The sequence below is a fragment of the Streptococcus sp. 27098_8_134 genome, from assembly GCF_041431675.1.
In the GTDB taxonomy this organism is placed as follows: Bacteria; Bacillota; Bacilli; order Lactobacillales; family Streptococcaceae; genus Streptococcus; species Streptococcus sanguinis_R.
The window spans coordinates 199,740-222,364 of sequence record NZ_JAPVYD010000001.1 but is presented as its reverse complement, the minus strand read 5'-3'; the positions used below and the strand labels follow the sequence as shown (position 1 = coordinate 222,364).

The following is a 22,625-nucleotide window of genomic DNA, read 5'->3' as shown; positions in this document are numbered from 1 at the left end:
ACGCTGTTTAGCGTTTTTTTATTTGTTAAAAGAGATGAAAGTTGCTTTAATATGAATATTTTTGGAAATGCTTGAAAACAATTTCAACAAAAAAATGAGTAAATTATTGTTCACTTTATCAAATAGTGTGGTAAAATGGGATTAATGGATTTTTAAAAAGGATATAAATTAAAGGGAGAATTATGTTTTTTAAACGTCAAAAAGGTAAGTACCACGAAGTAGAGCGTGTGACTCGTTTTAAGCTGATTAAATCGGGTAAGCATTGGCTGCGTGCTGCGACATCACAGTTCGGCCTTTTTAGATCAATGAGAGGGGGAGGCCTTTCATCGATCGAGCTCAAGGTAACGGAAGAACAAGTTACCGATAAGAAGAGCGGCATAGACTTTTTGAGGGGCATTGTCGCCACGGGAGCCGTGCTGGGCGGAGCTCTTGTGACAAACACAATCGTCCATGCGGAAGAAGAGCAGGCTCTGGAAAAAGTCATTGACACGACAGACGTTTTAGCGACACGTGGTGAAACAGTTTTAGGAGAAGAAAGCAGTGCTGCTGAAGCAGCGACCGCAACGGCAAGCTCACATACTGAGTCAGAGTCTGTATCAGATACATCCTCAGCCAGTGCCAGTGCTTCTGTCAGTGCATCTATCTCTACCAGCGTCTCAGCTTCAGAGTCAGTGTCACAGTCTAGCTCTGCTTCTATCAGTGCCAGCACATCTCAGTCAGTCTCAGATTCCTTAAGTGTATCTGAGTCTCTTTCGGTGTCTTCAAGTGCATCTGATTCAGTGAGTGCATCTCAGCCAGCATCGACCTCAGCTAGCTCCAAGTCAGAATCCACTGTAAACAGTCAAAACGCATCATCTGAAACCAATAGGTCTTCGACTAATAATGGCTCAGCCAGTACCTCAAGAGAAACTGCTCGTGTTCGGAAACGTCGTGATGTAGCAAATGCTGTTGATACAGAGAGACCTGTCGTTGATTTTCCAGGGGAAATAACTGTTTATCGTGGTGAAAGTTTCGAATTTATTGCGACAGCGACAGATAATTCTAATGCTTTCGATATCGATAAGACGTATGTTCGTTGGTATAACGGTACTGATTCTGGTAGGGGAACTGAGTGGATTCAAAAAACTGTTACTCAAGAAGGTAATTTACTAAAGATTAAGGTTCATGGGAATGTGCCAGTTGATACAGTAATTGGTGACTATACTCGTTATGTTATGGTTACTGATGCAGCGGGAAATCAGAATGTATCTAATGAGGAATTTTCAGCTGCTCTTGCAAACAAGCAAAAAATCCTTAATGGTCAGTTTAGAATTGTCATTCGATACAGACCAAATCTTCCGGAGAATACTGTATTAGTCAACAATCCAAATCAATTATCAGAAACTGAAAAAAATCAGGTCAGAGAAGCGATTAAGCAGAGTAATCCAAACTTAAGACCACAAGATGTTGCAGGTAATAATTTAAATACTGCTATTTCAGTTTCTAATAATGGTATGACTACTATAACATTCAGAGATAACAGGAAGGCTACTGTTGAGGGTAGCAAGTTAGTAGATACAAGGGAAGGAAGTACTTCTAAATCTGCAAGCACCTCCGCATCCGTCAGTGCCTCTACCTCAACAATCGAATCTATTGCGGAAAGTAAGTCAGCCTCTGCTAGTGCCTCAACTTCAGCAAGCAGTTCCGCGTCTACAAGTGCTTCTGTGTCAATTAAGAGCTCAGCGTCCACAAGTGCGTCCACAAGTGCAAGTACGTCCGCGTCGACGAGTGCATCCGTAAGTGCAAGTACCTCTGCGTCCACTAGCGCATCAGTTTCAGCAAGCACCTCAGCGTCCACTAGCGCGTCAGTAAGTGCAAGCACCTCAGCGTCAACGAGTGCGTCTGTAAGCGCAAGTACATCAGCGTCCACAAGTGCATCAGTTTCAGCAAGTACGTCTGCTTCAACCAGTGCATCTGTGTCTGCCAGCACCTCAGCATCAACAAGTGCATCTGTGTCAGCAAGTACGTCCGCGTCAACGAGCGCATCAGTGTCAGCAAGTACCTCAGCATCGACCAGCGCGTCAGTAAGCGCAAGCACGTCCGCTTCCACGAGTGCCTCTGTAAGCGCAAGTACCTCAGCATCAACAAGTGCCTCCGTGAGTGCAAGTACGTCCGCGTCAACGAGCGCTTCAGTATCAGCAAGTACGTCGGCCTCCACGAGTGCCTCAGTTTCTGCCAGTGCGTCAGCATCGACGAGTGCGTCCGTATCAGCAAGTACGTCTGCTTCAACGAGTGCATCAGTCAGCGCAAGTACCTCAGCATCGACGAGTGCCTCAGTGTCAGCAAGTACGTCAGCGTCCACGAGTTCCTCAGTTTCTGCCAGCACGTCAGCATCGACGAGTGCGTCAGTGAGTGCAAGCACGTCAGCGTCGACTAGCGCGTCAGTATCTGCAAGTGAATCTGCGTCAACCAGTGCGTCAGTATCTGCAAGTGAATCTGCGTCAACCAGTGCGTCGGTAAGTGCAAGTACGTCAGCGTCCACGAGTGCGTCAGTGAGCGCAAGTACGTCTGCTTCAACGAGCGCGTCAGTAAGTGCAAGTACGTCAGCGTCCACGAGTGCCTCCGTATCAGCAAGTACATCAGCGTCAACCAGCGCATCGGTGAGCGCAAGTACGTCTGCATCGACTAGCGCATCTGTATCTGCAAGTACGTCCGCGTCCACAAGTGCGTCCGTAAGTGCAAGCACGTCTGCGTCGACTAGCGCGTCAGTATCTGCAAGTACGTCCGCATCGACTAGCGCATCTGTATCTGCAAGTACGTCCGCGTCCACGAGCGCGTCAGTGAGCGCAAGCACGTCCGCATCGACTAGCGCATCTGTATCTGCAAGTACATCTGCCTCAACGAGTGCGTCAGTATCTGCAAGCACATCTGCGTCGACTAGCGCGTCAGTATCTGCAAGTGAATCTGCGTCAACCAGTGCGTCAGTATCTGCAAGTACGTCAGCTTCAACGAGCGCGTCTACAAGTGCAAGCACATCAGCGTCTACCAGCGCATCTGTATCTGCAAGTACATCTGCCTCAACGAGCGCTTCCGTAAGTGCAAGTACGTCAGCTTCAACGAGCGCGTCTACAAGTGCAAGCACGTCAGCTTCAACGAGTGCATCCGTTTCAGCAAGTACATCAGCTTCAACGAGCGCGTCTACAAGTGCAAGCACGTCTGCGTCGACTAGCGCGTCAGTATCTGCAAGTGAATCTGCGTCAACCAGTGCGTCAGTATCTGCAAGCACGTCTGCGTTGACGAGCGCATCTGTATCTGCAAGTACATCTGCCTCAACGAGTGCGTCGGTAAGTGCAAGTACGTCCGCATCGACAAGTGCCTCTGTCTCAGCAAGTACTTCCGCGTCCACGAGCGCGTCTGTAAGTGCAAGTACGTCAGCGTCGACAAGTGCGTCTGTCTCAGCAAGTACGTCCGCTTCAACGAGCGCGTCTGTAAGTGCAAGTACGTCCGCGTCGACGAGTGCGTCAGTGAGTGCAAGTACGTCAGCGTCTACCAGCGCATCAGTATCTGCAAGCACGTCTGCATCAACCAGCGCATCAGTAAGCGCAAGCACCTCAGCGTCAATGAGCGCATCTGTATCTGCAAGTACGTCAGCATCAACGAGTGTGTCAGTGAGTGCAAGCACATCGGCCTCCACGAGCGCGTCAGTGAGTGCAAGTGAATCTGCTTCAACTAGCTCATCTGCAAAAGCGAGTGAATCAGCTTCTACGAGTGCATCTGTATCTGCCAGCACATCCGCGTCAACCAGCGCATCAGTAAGCGCAAGTACGTCAGCATCGACAAGTGCGTCCGTAAGTGCAAGTACCTCAGCCTCAACGAGTGCATCCGTAAGCGCAAGTACGTCTGCTTCAACGAGCGCATCTGTGTCTGCAAGCACATCCGCCTCAACCAGTGCGTCAGCTTCGGCAAGTACGTCAGCTTCAACAAGTGCCTCAGTAAGCGCAAGTACGTCTGCCTTAACCAGCGCATCAGTATCAGCAAGTACATCCGCTTCAACGAGTGCGTCCGTCTCCGCAAGCACGTCAGCATCGACAAGTGCGTCCGTGAGCGCAAGTGAGTCAGCATCAATCAGCGAATCCGCTTCAGTAAGTGCATCTGCTTTAGCGTTGGCAAGTATATCCGCTTCAGTAAGTGCCTCAGAATCAGCCAGCACTTCGGCTAGTCTATCTGGTTCAGAAAGTGCTTCGATTAGCGATTCTCAGTCAATCAGTGAGTCTACCTCAGTAAGCACCAGCACCTCAGTCTTGCATAGTCAGCTGGATCTGGTTCATGAGAAGGAATTCTACTCACTCAGCCTTTCTACAAGCGAGTCACTGTCAGCAGCAGTCAGTCTCAGCGAGCTTGCCCGTGTCAGTCAGTCTGTATCGGAAAGCCTGTCTACGAGCCTGTCAGCTAGTCAGAGCACATCTGAAAGCCTGTCCGCTTCAGCAAGACAGTCTGAGCTGGATCTGATTTCCAGAGGTCGTCTGCCACAGACAGGGGAAACGGAGAGCAAGGCTTCCATCCTGGCTCTGGGCTTAGGAGCATTGGGCTTGGCCTTCAAGAGACGTAAAAAGAAAAGCGACTCTGAGGAGTAGCAGTAAATAGAGCCGATCAGTTTATCTTTTAGTCCGTCGAAATTTCACTCAGCTAGTGAGCTGTGGAAGTGATGGACAAAGCAAGCTATAAGGAAATAACTTGGTTATTTCTGGTGCTTGCTTCCTAAAATCCTAGATTAGGAATTAGTAAAAAGAGACCGAGAGGCAATAGAAACAGGAAGTTTTGACAACTTCCTGTTTTTTTGACAATTTAGTAGAAAAAAAGTGTTCTTTATTCTGCAGGAAAGTCCTTGAGAATATAGATTTTTTGGACAATATTTTATATAATATCAAGTATAGAAATGATGTTTTAGAGTTTATGAAATGAAAGAGTAAGGGAAAAAATGAAAACGATTGTTTTGGTTGGGGATCAGGCCTATCAAGAGCAAGTTTCGACTGCAATTAAGTCGATTTTGTATTACAATAAAAATGCAAAAATCTATGTTTTCAATCAAGGATTAAGTGACGAATGGTTTCATGAATTTAATGAGCTGGCCGAGCAGCTGGATAGTGAACTAATTAATATCAGCTTGGACCAAGTGATGATCAGTCCAGAGTGGCTGACTCAGGACCATATCAGCTCAGCAGCCTATGCTCGCTATTTCATTCCGCAGTTTGTAGCAGAGGACCGTGTCCTTTACTTGGACAGCGATTTGGTGGTCAATGGGGACTTGCAGACTTTATGTGATATTCCTCTGGAAGGCAAGCTTGTGGCAGCGGTTGGAGATGCCGGCGGTTATGGTTTTAACTCTGGCGTTCTGCTAATTGATAATCGAGCATGGAAAGAAAAGCAGCTGCAGGAGACCTTTATCAAGGAAACGGACCGCATCATGGGTTTGGTCCAGTCTGGCCAGATGGAGGATTTCAACGGCGATCAGACAGTTTTAAATCATGTGCTGGCTCAGGACTGGCTGCCCTTGGATAAGATTTACAATCTGCAGGTAGGCCATGACTTGGTGGCCTTTTACAGCGGCTGGAATGGTCATTTTGAGCTAGATCAGGAACCTCTGATTATCCACTATACGACCTTCCGCAAGCCATGGAACTCGGAAGTTAGCTATCGGTACCGTCAGCTTTGGTGGGACTTTCAGGCCTTGAGCTTGGCGGAGATTTCAGCCCATCATCGGGGAGAGTTTGAGCTGCAAGACCGATGGGAGAAGGCGGCTCTGAATTGCATGCTCCTGACAGATGTACAGGAGCTGGAGCAGATTGAATTTTTAGCCCAGTCCCTGCCTAGCGTTCATTTTTATATAGCCTGTTACACAGATATGGGAGATTATCTGCGTTCTTTGGATCGCTATGAAAATATCCATCTCTATCCGCAGGTTATCCATGCAGTTCTGGATGAGCTCATTGATAAGTGCCAGGTCTATTTGGATATTCACCATGGGAACGAGCACTATGAACTGAGCAGTCGTTTCAAGGCGCTTGAAAAGCCAGTTCTGGCTTTTGACAATACTAAGAAAAATGAAAAGGAAGAGCTAGTCTATCCGCATGAAAATCCTCAGGAGATGGTGATAAAGCTGCGCAGTCTGATGAAAAAAGAGAAGCCGCAAGCCTTTCGAGCTGTGGTGTTGGCGGCTAATGCTGCCTATAGTGAGCAGGTCTTAACAACCATTAAGTCCATCGTCTGCCACAATCGCTTTATCAAGTTTTATGTCATCAATAGTGACTTTCCGACAGAGTGGTTTGTCAGCATGCAAAAAAAACTGGCCAAGCTGGACTGCCAGATTGTCAATGCTCGGGTGGATGGCAGTCATATTAGTCAATATAAGACAAATATCCATTATTCAGTTTTTTTGAGATATTTTACGGCTACTTTTGTAGAGGAAGATAAAGCTCTTTATTTGGACTGCGATATTGTAGTAACACGTGATTTATCGGAAATTTTTGCAGTCGATTTAGGTTCCTATCCGCTTGGAGCGGTAAGAGATCTGGGTGGAGAAGTTTACTTTGGCGAACAGATTTTTAATTCAGGTGTTTTACTGATTAATGTGAACTACTGGAGAGAAAACGATATTGCAGGTCAATTGATTGAGATGACTGATAACCTACATGATAAAGTTACTCAGGATGATCAAAGCATTCTCAATATGCTCTTTGAAAACCGCTGGATGGAGCTGCCTTTTGCTTATAACTGCATTACGCTGCACACGACCTTTTCGGACTATGAGCCAGAAAAAGGGCTCTATCCGCCTGTGATTCACTATCTGACCGAGCGCAAGCCTTGGAAAGAGTACACTCAGTCCATCTATCGTGAGGTCTGGTGGTTCTATCAGGGGCTGGATTGGTCGGATATGCAGGAGCCAGTCGGAGCCCTGACTCAAAAGATGGTGGAAGGTGAAGATGGACCAAGTCTGTCCTGCCTAGTCTACACCTACTCTTGTGACCTGATGCATATCAACTATCTGATTCAAGCCCTGTCTGCCTGCCATTTCTACATCGCTGCACCGGTAGTGGTAGCAGAGCCAATCACGCGTCTGCTCCAGTATCCTAATGTCAGCGTCAGTTCAGATATTGCGGGCATTCCGGCTCTCTTGGAGTCGCTGGAAGCCAAGTCTCAGCTGCTGTTGGATATCAATGCTGGTGATGAGGTAGGGGACATTATTGCTCGCTTTAAGTCTGCTGGCAAGCCAGTCTTTGCTTTTGATAGTACAGCCCATGGCCAGCAGGGGCAGGAAGTCTTTCCAGCCGATAACCCTGAAGTCATGGTGCAGGCTATTGAGAAGCTAGGCTTGGCCGAGCCTGAGGAGCAGCAGATTTCTGTACTCTCTATCGACCAATCACTGGATTATCTCTTGGAGAAAGGTGCTTCAGTGGTTCGCTTTGGAGATGGGGAGATGGATTTGATTGCGGGCCGTAGTATCGTCTATCAGGATTTTAATCCAGAACTGTCAGCGCGCTTGAGAGAGATTATGTCTATGGAGAGCGATGAGCATTTGATGATCTGTCTGCCCGATGTTTTTACAGGGCTAGAGCGCTATTCCATTGATGCCCAGAATTTCTGGAGTCTAAATCATTTGCCACATTTTCTTGAGAAATATAAAAATATTTGCCGAGCGCCTTGGTACGGATCGACCTTTATTTCCCGTCCTTATATTGACTTGGAAGATAAGACGCCGTCTGCGGGCTATTTTGTCAAGCTCAAGCAGCTATGGCAGGACAAGGACCTCTTGATCGTAGAGGGCTTGACTTCCCGCTCTGGTGTGGGCAATGACCTCTTTGACGGGGCTAAATCCATCAAGCGGATTATCTGTCCTTCGCGCAATGCCTACAGCAAACTGGAGGCGATTAAGCAAGCAGTTCGTGAGCATGCGGATAATCGTCTGATTTTGACCATGCTGGGTCCGACGGCCAAGGTCTTGGTCTATGATCTAGTACAGGAAGGTTATCGAGCGCTAGATATTGGGCATATTGACTCAGAGTATGAGTGGTTCCAGATGGGGGCTACGCACAAGGTCAAGTTGTCGCACAAGCATACGGCTGAGCACAACTTTGATCAGGATATTGAGTTTAGAGACGACCAAGCTTATGACAGTCAGATTGTTGCCAATCTGGCTCAGGAATGAAGATTAGAAAAAGAATATGAAAGTTAATATTACCAATCTATACGGTATGTCTGGCCAGAGTACGGCCTTGATTGCCCAGAATGATGTGACCAAGCTAGCCAAGCAGTTGGGCTTCAATGAACTGAGTTTTTACTTTTACGATATTTACAGCGACAGCCAGTCGGAGCTCAGTCGGCGTCTGGACGGCATCATGGCCAGTGTGGGCTATGGCGATGTGGTTATCTATCAGTCGCCCACTTGGAATGGTCGGGAGTTTGACCAGGCCTTTATCAGCAAGCTGAAGATTTTGCAGGCCAAGCTGGTGACCTTTATCCATGATGTACCGCCGCTGATGTTCCCGTCAAACTACTATCTGATGCCGGAGTATATCGATATGTACAATCAGTCAGATGCGGTCATCGTGCCTTCTGAGCAGATGCGGGATAAGCTAGTGGCAGAGGGGCTGACGGTGGACAAGATTTTGGTCCAACGCATGTGGGATCATCCCTATGATTTGCCCCTGCACCAGCCTCAGTTTGCCCGCAAGCTCTATTTTGCCGGAAGTGTGGAGCGTTTTCCACATCTGAGTAACTGGTCTTATGCTACGCCGCTGGAGATTTTTTCGCCTGAGGAGGAGTCAAATCCAGAGGCCAATGTCAGCTATCGCGGCTGGGTCAGCCGGCCAGAGTTGCTCTTGGAGCTGTCCAAGGGCGGTCTGGGGCTGGTCTGGGGTGTTGAGGAAAATCCAGCAGACGAGCCGGAATACTACGGTCTCAATATCTCTCATAAGTCTGCCACCTATCTGGCAGCTGGGATTCCGGTCATCGTCCCTTCTTACCTGTCCAATGCAGAGCTGATTCGCGAGCGCGGTCTGGGTTTTGTAGTAGACAGTCTGGAAGAGGCCAGTCGGATCGTTGAAAATTTGACTGCAGAGGAATATCAGGCTATGGTCGAGCGGGTTAGAAAATTCTCTTTCCTGCTCAAGGAAGGTTATTTTAGCAAGAAAGTCTTAGTAGATGCGGTGATGGAAGTCTTATCTTAGAGCCTTTCCAGCCATCGTCATGAGGAGTCAGTGTGAAGTCATTTTTAAAACCGGTCATTATCAAGAAGTTTCTGTGGACCTTATTTTTCTTATTTATCTATGTCTTGGGAACCAAGCTGACCCTGCCCTTCATCGATATGAGTAAGGCAGCTGCCATGGACGGAACCTCTACGACCTTGAACTATGCGACAGCCCTGATGGGTGGAAATCTGCGCAGTATGTCTCTCTTTTCTGTCGGCCTGTCTCCTTGGATGTCCTCTATGCTGATCTGGCAGATGTTTGCTGTATCCAAGCGTCTAGGCTTGAGTAAGCTCCCTCTGGAAGTGCAGGAAAGGCGGCGGATGCTGCTGACTTTGGTCATTGCCTTGATACAGTCTGTGGCACTGGTCCTAAACCTGCCACTGCAAGAAGCAGGTGGGGTGGATATGACTACGATTATGGTCTTAGATACCTTGGTCTTGATGGCTGGGACCTACTTTCTCATTTGGCTGACGGATTTGAATGCTGCCATGGGATTGGGCGGCTCCATCATGATTGTCATGGCCAGCATGATTGCCTACATTCCGCAGGATATTTGGAACTCTATTCAGGAACTGAAGATTTCTTCACTTTGGCTGGCCTTGATGCTGGTTTTCAGCCTGGTCTTTCTCTATCTGGCTGTTACAGTGGAGCGGTCCAAGTACCGAATTCCAGTCAATAAGATCAATATCCATAACCGTTTCAAGAAATACTCTTATCTGGATATTCGTCTGAATCCTGCTGGTGGGATGCCGATTATGTACGCTATGACCTTGGTCAGCATTCCCCAGTATTTCCTTTTGATTATCCACTTTCTCCAGCCGGAAAACCAGTTGATTGAGCAGTGGATAGAAGCGCTGTCTATGGGAAGTCCAGCTTGGTTTATCCTCTATCTGCTGACCATTTTCATCCTGGCACTGGCCTTCGCCTTTATCAATATCAGTGGTGACCAGATTGCTGAGCGGATGCAAAAGAGTGGAGAGTATATTGAAAATGTTTATCCGGGAGGAGCAACCCGCCGCTATATCAATGGTTTAGTGACCTATTTTGCACTAGTGGGGGCTTTCTATCTTATCCTGATTTCTGGCCTGCCTATGTTGGTGGTGCTTCTGGACATTCGCTATCTGCGGCTCAGTATGATTCCGGGGATTTTTATGATTTTTATCGGGATGGTCTTTTCTATTAAGGACGAGGTGGATGCCTTGACGCTTAATGACCGTTATCGTTCATTGTTGTAGGAGAAACTATGTATTACTTTATTCCTTCATGGAGTGGCAGTGGGGATCGGGTTTGGCACCGGGATATTGTCCCTTGGTATCGCTCCATGCAACGACTGGAGTTTGATGACTCGATTCATCAGATTCGGATTTTTCAAAGTGAAAATCTGCCAGTCCAGCTGCTTTTGCCAGCCTATATGCCGCATGCCCGCTACCTTTTGCATCGGCAGGATATTTTTGAGACGGACTATTACTCGGTCTTTGATGAGATTCAGGGAATCCAGTCTAAAGAAATGCAGGTTCTGCAAATCAAGGATCTGGACTGGGAGCCAGACTGCGAGTTTGTCTATACGCCCTTTCTAATCATGGTCCGCAGGCAGGGACAGCTCTATGCCCATGTCGAGTTTGGAGTAGAAGGCTTTATCAGCTTCATCAAGTTTTTCAAGGATGACCAGCTGGAGAAGTTTTATATCTTTGATGATCGGGGCTTTGTCTCCAGTATCACCTATTATGAAGCAGGTCAGCCCCTTTATCAGGACTACCTGCAGCCGGATGGTGATTGGCGGATTCGTGAGCATCTCAAGCCTAACGACAGTCGGGTAGAGGTCAACCCTGCTTACTTACTGGACTTTGATAAGCTGGAGTATGAGCGGATGCCGGACTTGATCTTGGAGAAATTGGGCCACTATATCGAGCGTAATGCAAGAGCGGACAGCCGGTTTGTCCTAGCAACGCATCCCTTATACACTCAAGCCATTTTGCGCTTATTGCCCCAGCAGGTTCAAGTCATTCTCAGCTTTTTCCACGAGCGCAATCATACAGTGGATTGGTCAGCTCTAGAAGCAGATTTGAAGCAGGCAGATTTAGTCTTGACTGATCGTATGGACTTTAAGAAGGCTATTCAGCGTTACCTGCCTGGGCAGGCTCAGAAGGTGCATTACCTGTCGCCTTTTGATACTCGTCTGCAACTGGGCAAGAGCCAACGCCGCCGCGAATCCAAGATTTTTTATCAGATTAATCTGGAAGAAGGGCTTAATGACTATGCTATCTTCAAGGTTCTCCACTATGTGGCCAAGCATCCGGATACGGAGCTGACTATCGGTGTTTACAATGCTTGGCAGGAAGGAATCCAAAAGGTGGAGACCAAGGTGCGGGAGGTTATTGATGAGTATCTGAATCAATATGAATTTGTCAAGAACTACCGGCGCAGTGAGCAGGCTGAGAATGCCCTGCTGGAAAATCAGGAGCAGGACCTTCGTTTCACCATTAAAAATATCACGGACGAGCTTAGCTTGATTCAGGAGCTGGATGATACGCGGTTAATCATTGACCTGAGTGAGCAGCCCAATCTCTATACACAGATTGCTGGGATTTCTGCCGGGATTCCGCAGATTAATCTGGTGGGCTCGGACTATGTGACCCATCTGCAAAATGGCTATATCTTAAACTCTATCTCTGAACTACCGACTGCTGCAGACTATTACTTGGAAGGTTTGAAAAATTGGAATCAGGCCCTGATTTATTCCATTGAAAAAATCCATCATAATACTGGTCTGGAGCTGATTGGCCGGTGGGAGCAGTGGCTCAAGGAGGCTGAGAATGCAAAATAAGCTGAAAATCTTACAGATTGGCTCAAGCGACTGGAGCAAAGAGCTTGCCATTCCAGACAATATGGCCTGGTATTATTTCTTTCCTAACTCCAATCTAGCTATCAAAAAGGTCATGGAAATGGATAAGATTGTCAAGTTTGATGCGATTCTGGTGGACGATTTGCGTCGGATCCCAGATTTGTTTATGATTGAGCCCAAGATTATCCCTTATACGGTCTTCTATGATCAGGAACATGAAACCCAGGAAGCGGATATTGAGTACTTTCTCAAGCGTCACTGCGCTCAGCCAACGGATATGAGCGATCGAGCTGACCTGATCCGCAAGCTGTCCAAGGCTCTCTTTTCCGGCCAGTATGGGGACAAGATGACTCCGCTTGATATGGTGGTTAGCCCCGGATTTCGGGGCAAGATTTGCTACAATGGCTATGAAAATCTAGATCTGGAAGGTGACTTTGGTCAGGACTTTCAGCCAATCGTGTCATGGAAATACAATATTATAGCCAACAAGTTTAATCCAGTTGAACTCTGGCTTGAATATGAAAAGTCAGGCAGCTGTGAGCTGCGGCTGCGCCTCTATAACATCCAGGAAGGATCGACTGCGGACATTGCTCGAGAGACTGTTTTCGCAGAAGAGGATATGCGAGAATCCATGGTTCTGGACAATGACTTTACTTCCTATCTGGGCGTCAGTCTGGAGGCTAGAGGCGAGGGACGGATTCAGGTCGGCGCTCTGCATCAGCGTCTGACCCGCTTTGAGTTTGGTAAGTATGTTCTGGGTGGAAAGATTTTTCGCGATAGCCACCGTCAGGAGATTAATTATTTCTTTTATCCGGGTGATTTGAAGCCGCCTTTGGCTGTTTATTTTTCTGGTTACCGTCGGGCGGAAGGCTTCGAGGGCTTCGGAATGATGCGGAGTCTGGGCTGCCCTTTTCTCTTGTTTTCAGATCCGCGCGTGGATGGTGGTATGTTTTATCTGGGCAGCCATGAGCTGGAGAGCAGTATTCATAAGATTATCCAAGAACATTTGGACTTTCTGGGCTTTACCGAGCGGGATCTAATCCTGTCAGGTATGTCTATGGGGACCTACGGTGCGGTTTATTACGGTTCAGAGTTTCGTCCGCGGGCTATCGTTTTGTCCAAGCCTTTGGGAAATCTAGGCACTATTGCCCAACGTGGTCGTTTACGTCTGCCCAAGGTTTTTCCGACGGCGTTAGATGTCCTTCACCGTCACACGGGTGGCAAAGATAAGGAGCATGTAGAGGAGCTGAATCGCCGCTACTGGCGTAAGTTTGAGAAGGCTGATTTCAGCCGGACGACCTTTGGTATCGCCTATATGAGAGAAGAGGACTATGATCCGACGGCCTATGAGGACCTGGTTGCGGCTCTTCATCTGACTGAGGCCAAGCTGATTAGCAGAGGTGTCCCTGGTCGGCATAATGATGACTCTACTATAGCTATATCTTGGTTTATGAATTATTATCGAATGATATTGGAAAAGGAATTTGGGAGAAAGAAATGAACATTCAAAAAAGAAAGGGCATTTACTGGGGAGAGCTGAGAGGGGTTTCAGCGGCTAGTACTATGATTGATTTTACCTATCTCTACGGCACTACCCTTATCATTCATTCCCCTTCACATATATTTTTTGAAAATAAACTGATGGCATCTGGCCAGACCATCCATGAATGGTCTTCCAAATGGAACTATCAGCGAGACCGGCAGGTGCCTGCTCTCCCCTTGCTCAAAAAGGGAGCTCGCTATTGCCTGTCTAGAGATATGACCACCTATCCTGAATCCAGCGTCTTTCTGAAAATCATCTTCTTTGACCGCTATGAGAAAGAAATCAGCAATCAAGTGGAGCGCTCGGAGAGTATGATCTTTACCTACCCAAACGAAGCCTATAGCTATAAGGTTCAGCTGCTGAGTGCAGGAGTTGAGTCCTTAGAGTTTCATTGCCTAAACATTGACCAAATCATAGAGGAGTCTGATGATTAAAAATCATTTTCAAATTCAGCGCTTAAAGAAAATCTTAGCCAAAGTCAAAAGCTTTGAGTCAGAAATGGCAGGCTTGTCAGACGCTGAACTGCGAAAGAAAACACAGGAATTTAAGGAAAGACTGACCGCAGGTGAGACCTTAGACGACTTACTGCCGGAGGCTTATGCTGTGGTGCGGGAAGCGGACAAGCGCGTGCTGGGCATGTTCCCCTACGATGTGCAGGTCATGGGGGCGATTGTTCTCCATGAAGGCAATGTCGCTGAGATGGCTACGGGAGAGGGCAAGACTCTGACGGCTACCATGCCGCTCTATCTCAATGCCCTGTCTGGACAAGGAGCTATGCTGGTGACCACCAATACCTATCTGGCTCTGCGGGATGCTCAGGAAATGGGGCAGGTCTATCGTTTTCTTGGGTTGACTATTGAGGCAGCGGTGGTAGCTGATGAGACTGAAAATTTGACTCCAAAGCAGAAGCGGCTGATTTACCAGGCGGATATTGTCTATACGACCAATAGTGCCTTGGGCTTTGACTATCTGATTGAAAATCTAGCTGAGAACAAGGATAGCCAATATCTTAGTCCTTTCAACTATGTCATCATAGACGAGATTGACTCTATCCTCTTGGACAGCGCTCAGGTGCCTTTGGTTATCTCTGGTGCGCCTCGAGTCCAGTCAAACTTCTATGGTATCATGGATACCTTCATTACGACTTTGAAAGAAGAAGAGGATTATCACTACGATGACGAGAAAAATGAAGTCTGGCTGACATCCAAAGGTATTCTGGCGGCGGAGTCTTTCCTTGACTTGGAGCATCTTTTCTCCAAGGAAAATCAAGAGTTGGTCCGCCACCTCAATCTAGCCTTGCGAGCCCACAATCTCTACAAGAAGGACAAGGACTATGTTGTTCGTCAGGGTGACAAAGAGGCAGAAGTTGTGCTTCTGGATCGCTCAACCGGCCGTTTGCTGGAAATGACCCGACTTCAGGGAGGTCAACACCAGGCCATTGAGGCCAAGGAGCATGTCAAGCTGACGGAGGAAACGCGGGCCATGGCTTCCATCACCTATCAGAACCTCTTCCGGCTCTTCCAGAAAATCTCTGGTATGACTGGGACCGGCAAGGTGGTGGAGAGCGAGTTTATGGAAACTTACTCCATGTCTGTCATCAAGATCCCGACCAACCAGCCAGTTATTCGGCAGGATTTACCAGACCAGCTTTACCAGACCCTGCCAGAAAAAGTCTTTGCTTCACTAGACGAGGTCAAGCACTACCATGCCCAAGGCAATCCGCTCTTGATTTTCACCGGCTCAGTGGAGATGTCAGAGATTTACTCATCCCTACTGCTGAGAGAAGGAATCGCCCACAATCTGCTCAATGCCAACAATGCGGCGCGTGAGGCACAAATCATCGCTGAGTCTGGACAGAAAGGTGCTGTGACGGTGGCTACATCCATGGCCGGTCGCGGTACGGATATAAAGCTAGGACCAGGTGTCGCAGATTTGGGTGGTCTCGTGGTGATTGGTACTGAGCGGATGGAGAACCAACGGATTGACCTACAGATTCGTGGCCGTTCAGGCCGCCAAGGTAATCCGGGGATTAGTAAGTTTTTCATCTCGCTAGAGGATGATCTGCTCAGGAAGTGGGGGCCAGATTGGCTCAAGAAGTTCTACAAGGACTACTCAACTGAAGAAGTTCAGCAGCATCCAGTCCAGCTGGGACAGCGCCGCTTTAGACGCTTAGTAGCTAAGGCCCAGAGAGCCAGCGAAAGCAGTGCCAAGATGTCCCGTCGGATGACGCTGGAATATGCCCAGTGTATGAAGATTCAGCGGGAGATTACCTATGCTGAGCGCAATCGCTTGATTCAAGCTGAAGAGCGGATTGATGAAGAAATCAGCCGTGTCCTCAGTCAGGTCATTCATCAGGCGGCCTATGAGCAGTCCTATGAGACGCGAGCTGACCTCTATCGCTTTATTTTAGACCATTTCAGCTATCATGCTGAGCGTATTCCTTATGATTTCGATATTTATTCGCCAGAGAAAATTGCAGAGTTCTTGCAGGATATTGCCGAGCAGGAATTGCAGGCAAAGAAAGCCTATCTCAAGTCTGACAAGCTATTCACCCATTTTCAGCGGGTGTCCGTTCTCAAGGCTATTGATGAGAACTGGGTCGAGCAGGTGGACTATCTGCAGCAGCTCAAGACAGCCTTGAGCGGTCAGCATTTCTCTATGAAAAATCCTCTGGTAGAATACTACCAAGAGGCTTACGATGGCTTTGAATATATGAAGGAGCGCATGAAACAGCAGATTGTCAAGAATCTTTTGATGAGTGAATTGGCACTCAACCCTAAAGGAGAAGTCATCATGTACTTCCCGTAAGACGAGGAGAATATGACAGTATATAACATCAACTTAGGCATTGGCTGGGCCAGCAGCGGTGTAGAATACGCCCAAGCTTATCGGGCCCAGCTTCTGCGCAGGATCCAGCAGCCGGCTAAGTTTATCTTTATGGATATGATTTTAGCGGATAATATTCAGCATCTGACGGAAAATATTGGTTTTCTGGATGAGGAAGTTATCTGGCTTTATAACTATTTTACTGATATCAAGATTGCACCGACGACGGTGACGCTGGATCAGGTGCTGGCTCAAGTAGCTGGTCAGCCGGAGCGCTCGGAGAGAGAGGGCAAGATTGTCCGCTATTTCTATCCGCAGGATGATCAGTTTATCACTTGCTATCTGCGGCAGGAAGACCAAGACTTTGTGGAGCATGTGGAATATGTCTCGAGGGGGAGATTGATTCGCAAGGATTATTTCTCCTATGTCCGCTATGCCAGCGAGTACTTCGCACCTCACAATGATGCTGCAACCCTATACCAGCGCCGTTTTTACCACGAAGACGGCAGTGTGGCCTATGACATGCTGATAGAGGATGGTCAGGAAGAGCTCTATCGCTTTCCAGACCGGATTTTCTATTCCAAGGCTGAGCTAGTTCGTTATTTTCTTCAGAGCTTGGAGTTGAAATCTGATGATGTGGTCATCTTAGATAGAGAGACAGGGATTGGTCAGGTTGTCTTTGAGGAGAGTCAGAAGGCTAAGCTGGGAGTGGTGGTCCATGCAGAGCATTTTAGTGAAAATGCCAGCAGTGACGACTACATTCTCTGGAATAATTTCTATGACTACCAGTTTACCAATGCTGATAAGGTGGACTTTTTCATCGTTGCAACAGAGGCTCAGAAAACGATTCTAGAGCAGCAGTTTCAGCATTACTCGGACAAGCAGCCCAAGATTGTCACCATACCGGTAGGGAGTCTGGACCAGCTGACTTATCCCAAAGAGCCTCGCAAGCCTTACTCCATGATCACGGCTTCGCGTCTCGCTACGGAAAAGCATATCGATTGGCTAGTGGCAGCGACTGTCCAAGCCCATGCCCAGCTACCTGAGCTGACTCTGGATATTTACGGTAAGGGGGGCGAAGAGGACAAGCTGCGCCGCAGGATTGAGGAAGCAGGAGCTCAGGACTACATTCGGCTTAAAGGGCATGCAGATTTGAGCCAGATTTATGCAGGCTATGAGCTTTATCTGACGGCTTCAACCAGTGAAGGCTTTGGTCTAACGCTCATGGAAGCGGTTGGATCAGGTCTGCCCCTTATTGGCTTTGATGTCCGCTATGGCAATCAGACTTTTATCGATGATGGTAAAAATGGCTATCTGCTGCCGGTCAGTTCCAATCAGGTCGAGGACCAGATTATTGCTGCTTTTGTGGAGAAAATAGTTGCTCTCTTTAGTCAAGGACGCCAGCAGGAGATGAGCCAACACTCTTATCAAGTGGCCGAGAATTATTTGACCAGCCGGGTTGAAGCGGCTTGGTCCCAGCTTTTAAAGGAGGTCAGAGATGATTCAGCTCTTTGATTATTACAATCAGGAAACTCAGGATCTGCATGATTCCCTCCTTGCAGCTGGCTATGACTGTCCGACCATTGTCATTGAGGCCAATGGCTTTCTCCCGGACGATATGATTTCCCCCTATACTTATTTTTTAGGGGATGAAGAGGGAGTAGACCACCCGCTCTTTTTCAATCAAGTGCCAGTGCCACCTTTCTGGGAAATCACAGGCGACCATCAGGCGGCGCGTGTCAGTGACATGGGGGAAGAAAGAGCACGGATTCACTATGCCAGTCAGGCCAAGGGCCGGCTGGTCAAGCAGGTGGACTGGCTAGATAAAAAAGGCCAGCTCCGACTGAGTGAGCGCTATAATAAGCAAAGCCGCTGCTTTGCAAAAACAGCTTATAAATCAGGCCAGGAGGCTTTCAACACAACCTATTACAGCACTGATGGTCAGGAACGTATCGTGGAAAATCATGCCACTGGTGACATCATCCTGACACTGGACCAAGAGCCCTTGCGGATTTTTAAAAGCCGAGTGGATTTTATCCGTTTCTTTTTAGAGCGGCTAGAATTTGACTTGGATCACATTCTCTTTAATTCGCTGGCTTATTCTTTCCTAGTTTCCCACAGCTTGACAGGGCGTGCTGGCCAGGATATTCTCTTTTGGCAGGAACCTCTGTATGATGAGCTTCCGGGCAATATGCAGCTGATTCTGGAAAATAGTCAGCTGCGGACGCAGACCATTGTCATTCCAGATTTAGCGACCTATGAAAAGGCCATGAGTCTGGCTGCAGCTGACCAGCAGCAGAAGTTCCTGCATCTGGGCTATCATTATGACTTCAAGCGGGATAACTTCCTACGAAAAGATGCTTTAATCCTGACCCACTCAGATCAGATTGAAGGCTTAGAGACCTTGGTTCAGGCCTTGCCACAGGTGGTCTTTCGCATTGCAGCACTTACGGAAATGTCGCCTAAACTCTTATCTATGCTGTCCTATAAGAATGTCGTCCTTTATCAAAATGCCAGTCTCAAGCAAATTGAGCAGCTCTACTTGGAATCAGACATCTATCTGGATATCAATCACGGCGGCCAGGTCCTGCAGGCAGTGCGCAAGGCTTTTGAGAACAATCTCTTGATCCTAGGCTTTAAGCAGACCCTGCATGACAGACACTACATTGCCCAGCAGCATATTTTCGACAGCAGCCAGCCAGCTCAATTGGCATCAACTTTGGAAGAAGCCTTATCTGGTGTCGAGCAGATGCGGTCAGCCTTGCAAGCTCAAGGTCGGCATGCCAACGATGTACCAGTTAGTCTTTATCAGGAGACTCTCCAAAGCTTGTTAGGAGGTCAGCATGGCTAAAAAAGATTTATTTCATAAGGATATTGAGGGGCGGTTAGATGAGCTCAAGCATGGCAAGCCCAAGAAAGAAAAGGCCAGCTTGGGTGAAAATCTCAACAAGGCCTTTGTCATCGCCTTGGGCTTGATGATCTTGATTGGCTTGATTTTTACATTGATTGGAGTCTTGAGGAAATAAAATGCAAACAATATTGATTACACTTACCATTGTAGCAGCCCTTGTCTTGATTTTGCTGGTTAGTCTTCTTCCCAGAGAGAGCCAGCAATTTTACAGAGACACCAATACATCAATCGGCAAGTCAGGCTACTGGGAAACTCACTTTGCAAAGAAAATCCTAGTTCTTTTGGCAAGCCTTGCCCTGATTGTGCTCATGATTTTCTTTATGATTCAATCCTTCTAGCATCTGTTTAGGAAGTTACTCAGACGACTGCTAAATAAGAAAGACCCTCTATTGCAGACAATGGAGGGAATTTTATAAGCAAATTTTGGATGTAAAGGTTTTAATTTCTGAAAGCACCTTGATATTTTTTTGAAAAGGAGTAAACTGGATATACAAGTGATGGAGGTTTGGTATGAAATTATACGTTCAGTTGATGATTATTTTTATGATTTCCCTCGTTGGAGAAGGAATTTCAAGTGTTTTCCACCTGTCTGTTCCAGGCAGTATCATTGGTTTAGTCTTGCTGTTTTTGGCTCTGCAGTTCAAGCTCCTGCGCCTACGTCATATCAGTATGGTTGGCAATTTTCTCTTGGCAAATATGACCATCCTTTTTCTGCCTCCTGCAGTTGGTATCATGGATAAATTTCAGGTCATTGCACCTTATCTGCTGCCGATTATTTTGATTGTTTTAGGAGCAATTGTGCTTAATGTCTGCGTGATTGCAGTTGTGGTGCAGCTGATTAAGACTCGTTTTGAAGGAGATTATGAGGAAGGAGACGCCAGCAATGTCTGATTTATGGAGCAACCCTCTCTTTGGCCTTGCCTTGTCTATCTTGGCCTATCTGTTCGGCCTATTGATTTTTCGTAGATTTCCTCATCCCTTGACAACTCCTTTGCTGATTGCAGCAGTTTTGGTCATTGCTTTTTTGAAACTATCTGGTATTTCCTACAAGGATTACTATGTCGGCGGCTCCTATTTAAACAATCTAATTGTGCCATCTACGGTTGCTTTGGGGATTCCGCTTTACAAGACTTTTCATTTGATGAAGCACCATGCGCGCAGTATTTTGATTGGGACCTTTGCGGCGGTTGTAGTCAATACCAGCTTTACTGCTCTGTTGGCTAAGTTTTTCGGCATGAATTTCTTTCTGGCTGTTTCTCTTTTTCCGAAATCTGTCACAACGGCCATGGCTGTCGGTATCACAGACAAGCTGCAAGGGCTTGCTACTGTGACATTAGTTGTGGTGGTTGCGACGGGCATTCTGACCAGTGTTTTAGGGCCAACGCTTCTTAAGCTCTTAAAAATCACAGACCCAGTAGCTATCGGTCTAGCTCTAGGGGGAACCGGCCATGCGGTAGGAACGGGAACCGCCTTTAAATACGGTCAGGTCGCAGGAGCTATGGCAGGACTGGCGATTGGCGTGACTGGGCTCATGTACGTTCTGGTCAGCCCCATCGTGGCAGCCATTATTCTGAAGTAAAAATAAACGAGGTTGAAACATTTTGTTTCAACCTTGTTTTGCTTATTGCAGATTTAGTTTGTTTTTTACGATGGCATAGATTGTAAAATAGAAACCGAAAATTTTGACGAGTTCAAAGACGATTCGGATAATAATGAAACCATCTAGCATCTGTTCAAAGTCCGAAGAGGAGTAACTATAATCATATAAACTAAGTAGTCCATATGAATCAAAAGAACTTGGCAAGAGGAGTGACAAGACTGCCAGAACAGTCCAAATCAAAAATCCGAAAAGCACAGCCATCATAATCCGATTCTTCTTAAATAGCTGTCCGACTGAGATTGCTAGATAAAAGAAGAGGATACCAGAAAGGATTTGGAGGAGATTAAGGAAGCCGTATTTGACAATCCAAAGCCATAAATCTGGGATTTCGCCAATATATTTAAAAATCTCATCGAATGAATAGCCTACAAGGGGAAGCGCAATGCCAAAGATGACTAAACCACTAATAAACATGGTCAGCATACACAAGAGGGTCCAAACAAATGCGGAAAGAAGCTTGGACAGAAGAATCTGATGCGGGGTGACCGGCAAGGTCCAAGTCAGGTAGCCTTCTCTCCCAAAGACATTTTTATAAAATCGACGGATAATAATGATGGTATTGGACAGAAAGACAGCGCAAGATGCAGAAAACAGCAAGAGAAATAGTAGATAGAAAGTGATAATAACACCACTAATAGACAATGGATGTTCACTATAGCGATTCATCGCCTCAGGTCTTAGGATGCTGCCAGCTATGATTCCCATAAAGACTGATAGAGTGAGAAGAATGGCAAAGGTGATACAATACCATTTGTAATTAGACTTAAAGTCGTATTTAAACAGTTTTCCAAACATATAATGAAGACCTCCTAATAAAAGCGAAACTGGATGCGGAAGAGATTATCAATGGATTGATTGTACTGTTGACGCAGCTGATTAGCATTTTCATGCAAAAAGATCTGACCTTGGTTAATCAGGATTACTTCATCCAAGATTGGCTCGATATCTGCGATCAAGTGGGTGGAAATGATGACAGATGACTGAGGTGTGCGGTTTTGAATGATGGTCTGCAGGATATAGTCGCGAGCAGCCGGATCAACACCGCCGATAGGCTCGTCTAGGATATACAGTTCTGCATGGCGGCTCATGACCAGAATGAGCTGCATTTTTTCTTTATTTCCTTTTGAAAGGCTTCCGATGCGCGCTTGAGGATCGATATGAAGATCCTTTAGAAGCTGCATGGCTTTCGCGCTGTCAAAATTATCATAAAAATCTTGAAAATATTTTACAGCTTCGATTACTTTGGAGCTGTCGCTTAGATAAGTCGTATCTGGTAGATAGGAAACGATTCTTTTGGTATCAGGAGAAGGTTTGACGCCTTTGAGATAAATATGGCCAGAGGTAGGCTGCAAGAGACCATTGATAAGCTTGATAATAGTTGTCTTGCCGCTGCCATTAGGACCTAGAAGTCCGATGATTCTGCCAGGTTGGATGTTTAAACTCACATCATACAGGGCGGGTGCGTCGCCATAATTTTTATGGACATGGTCAAGATAGACCAGAGGATACTGATTCATACATGTCTCCTTTGTTTTCTTCAATTTACAATTATTATACCTTTTCCTTAGGAAAATGGCAAAGAAAGCCGGAAAGAGGGAATGGAATCTTTCTGTTCAGTC

The 22,625-nt window shown here is 46.9% G+C and carries 16 protein-coding genes; 14 read left to right on the top strand and 2 right to left on the bottom strand.

Annotated elements, in window-relative coordinates:
- Positions 1-182 precede the first annotated feature (182 nt).
- From O3620_RS00930 to O3620_RS00865, 14 genes are all read left to right on the top strand, one after another.
- Positions 183-4,613 (top strand): accessory Sec-dependent serine-rich glycoprotein adhesin, encoded by a 4,431-nt coding sequence (locus O3620_RS00930; protein WP_371601475.1) that lies wholly within the window; start codon positions 183-185, stop codon positions 4,611-4,613.
- 344 nt (positions 4,614-4,957) lie between these two features.
- Positions 4,958-8,182 carry an SP_1767 family glycosyltransferase gene (locus O3620_RS00925; RefSeq protein WP_002919327.1) on the top strand — a complete coding sequence of 1,075 codons (3,225 nt, stop codon included), beginning with the start codon at positions 4,958-4,960 and terminating at the stop codon, positions 8,180-8,182.
- Between the two features lie 16 nt (positions 8,183-8,198).
- On the top strand, positions 8,199-9,203 hold the full coding sequence (locus O3620_RS00920) for a sugar transferase (protein WP_002919326.1): 1,005 nt from the start codon (positions 8,199-8,201) through the stop codon (positions 9,201-9,203).
- A 32-nt stretch (positions 9,204-9,235) separates the two neighbouring features.
- On the top strand, positions 9,236-10,459 hold the full coding sequence (gene secY2 / locus O3620_RS00915; protein WP_371601313.1) for an accessory Sec system protein translocase subunit SecY2: 1,224 nt from the start codon (positions 9,236-9,238) through the stop codon (positions 10,457-10,459).
- 8 nt (positions 10,460-10,467) lie between these two features.
- Positions 10,468-12,048: an accessory Sec system protein Asp1 gene (gene asp1 / locus O3620_RS00910; RefSeq protein WP_371601312.1), complete on the top strand. Its 1,581-nt coding sequence runs from the start codon at positions 10,468-10,470 to the stop codon at positions 12,046-12,048.
- Positions 12,038-13,567, top strand: a complete 1,530-nt coding sequence (asp2, locus tag O3620_RS00905) for an accessory Sec system protein Asp2 (protein WP_268688422.1) — start codon at positions 12,038-12,040, stop codon at positions 13,565-13,567. The genes asp1 and asp2 overlap by 11 nt, the downstream gene beginning before the upstream one ends.
- Positions 13,564-14,043, top strand: a complete 480-nt coding sequence (gene asp3 / locus O3620_RS00900; RefSeq protein WP_268688421.1) for an accessory Sec system protein Asp3 — start codon at positions 13,564-13,566, stop codon at positions 14,041-14,043. The genes asp2 and asp3 overlap by 4 nt, the downstream gene beginning before the upstream one ends.
- On the top strand, positions 14,036-16,417 hold the full coding sequence (gene secA2, locus O3620_RS00895) for an accessory Sec system translocase SecA2 (RefSeq protein WP_371601311.1): 2,382 nt from the start codon (positions 14,036-14,038) through the stop codon (positions 16,415-16,417). Before asp3 ends, secA2 begins: the two co-directional genes overlap by 8 nt.
- A gap of 12 nt (positions 16,418-16,429) precedes the next feature.
- Positions 16,430-17,950, top strand: a complete 1,521-nt coding sequence (gtfA, locus tag O3620_RS00890; RefSeq protein ID WP_002921691.1) for an accessory Sec system glycosyltransferase GtfA — start codon at positions 16,430-16,432, stop codon at positions 17,948-17,950.
- Positions 17,934-19,286 (top strand): accessory Sec system glycosylation chaperone GtfB, encoded by a 1,353-nt coding sequence (gene gtfB, locus O3620_RS00885; protein WP_002919319.1) that lies wholly within the window; start codon positions 17,934-17,936, stop codon positions 19,284-19,286. Before gtfA ends, gtfB begins: the two co-directional genes overlap by 17 nt.
- Positions 19,279-19,461, top strand: a complete 183-nt coding sequence (gene asp4, locus O3620_RS00880; RefSeq protein ID WP_002910118.1) for an accessory secretory system protein Asp4 — start codon at positions 19,279-19,281, stop codon at positions 19,459-19,461. Before gtfB ends, asp4 begins: the two co-directional genes overlap by 8 nt.
- A gap of 1 nt (position 19,462) precedes the next feature.
- Entirely contained in the window at positions 19,463-19,684 is a 222-nt protein-coding gene (locus O3620_RS00875; protein WP_002919318.1) for an accessory secretory protein Asp5, read from the top strand.
- Positions 19,685-19,856: 172 nt separating this feature from the next.
- Positions 19,857-20,237, top strand: a complete 381-nt coding sequence (locus tag O3620_RS00870) for a CidA/LrgA family protein (RefSeq protein ID WP_371601310.1) — start codon at positions 19,857-19,859, stop codon at positions 20,235-20,237.
- Positions 20,230-20,925 carry an LrgB family protein gene (locus O3620_RS00865; protein ID WP_002919316.1) on the top strand — a complete coding sequence of 232 codons (696 nt, stop codon included), beginning with the start codon at positions 20,230-20,232 and terminating at the stop codon, positions 20,923-20,925. The genes O3620_RS00870 and O3620_RS00865 overlap by 8 nt, the downstream gene beginning before the upstream one ends.
- A gap of 42 nt (positions 20,926-20,967) precedes the next feature.
- Here the strand turns inward: O3620_RS00865 and O3620_RS00860 are convergent, their stop codons facing one another.
- Together O3620_RS00860 and O3620_RS00855 are read right to left on the bottom strand one after the other, a co-directional pair.
- Positions 20,968-21,801, bottom strand: a complete 834-nt coding sequence (locus O3620_RS00860) for a hypothetical protein (RefSeq protein ID WP_002919315.1) — start codon at positions 21,799-21,801, stop codon at positions 20,968-20,970.
- Between the two features lie 14 nt (positions 21,802-21,815).
- Positions 21,816-22,523, bottom strand: a complete 708-nt coding sequence (locus O3620_RS00855; RefSeq protein ID WP_002919314.1) for an ABC transporter ATP-binding protein — start codon at positions 22,521-22,523, stop codon at positions 21,816-21,818.
- Positions 22,524-22,625: the final 102 nt, after the last annotated feature.

Excerpts from the sequence above, each read along its gene's own strand:
- asp1 (WP_371601312.1), top strand. The coding sequence starts at position 10,468 with ATGTATTACTTTATTCCTTCATGGAGTGGCAGTGGGGATCGGGTTTGG.
- secA2 (WP_371601311.1), top strand. The coding sequence starts at position 14,036 with ATGATTAAAAATCATTTTCAAATTCAGCGCTTAAAGAAAATCTTAGCC.
- gtfA (WP_002921691.1), top strand. The coding sequence starts at position 16,430 with ATGACAGTATATAACATCAACTTAGGCATTGGCTGGGCCAGCAGCGGT.
- asp4 (WP_002910118.1), top strand. The coding sequence starts at position 19,279 with ATGGCTAAAAAAGATTTATTTCATAAGGATATTGAGGGGCGGTTAGAT.
- O3620_RS00930 (WP_371601475.1), top strand. The coding sequence starts at position 183 with ATGTTTTTTAAACGTCAAAAAGGTAAGTACCACGAAGTAGAGCGTGTG.
- asp3 (WP_268688421.1), top strand. The coding sequence starts at position 13,564 with ATGAACATTCAAAAAAGAAAGGGCATTTACTGGGGAGAGCTGAGAGGG.
- gtfB (WP_002919319.1), top strand. The coding sequence starts at position 17,934 with ATGATTCAGCTCTTTGATTATTACAATCAGGAAACTCAGGATCTGCAT.
- O3620_RS00860 (WP_002919315.1), bottom strand. The coding sequence starts at position 21,801 with ATGTTTGGAAAACTGTTTAAATACGACTTTAAGTCTAATTACAAATGG.
- O3620_RS00875 (WP_002919318.1), top strand. The coding sequence starts at position 19,463 with ATGCAAACAATATTGATTACACTTACCATTGTAGCAGCCCTTGTCTTG.
- asp2 (WP_268688422.1), top strand. The coding sequence starts at position 12,038 with ATGCAAAATAAGCTGAAAATCTTACAGATTGGCTCAAGCGACTGGAGC.
- O3620_RS00855 (WP_002919314.1), bottom strand. The coding sequence starts at position 22,523 with ATGAATCAGTATCCTCTGGTCTATCTTGACCATGTCCATAAAAATTAT.
- O3620_RS00865 (WP_002919316.1), top strand. The coding sequence starts at position 20,230 with ATGTCTGATTTATGGAGCAACCCTCTCTTTGGCCTTGCCTTGTCTATC.
- O3620_RS00925 (WP_002919327.1), top strand. The coding sequence starts at position 4,958 with ATGAAAACGATTGTTTTGGTTGGGGATCAGGCCTATCAAGAGCAAGTT.
- O3620_RS00870 (WP_371601310.1), top strand. The coding sequence starts at position 19,857 with ATGAAATTATACGTTCAGTTGATGATTATTTTTATGATTTCCCTCGTT.
- O3620_RS00920 (WP_002919326.1), top strand. The coding sequence starts at position 8,199 with ATGAAAGTTAATATTACCAATCTATACGGTATGTCTGGCCAGAGTACG.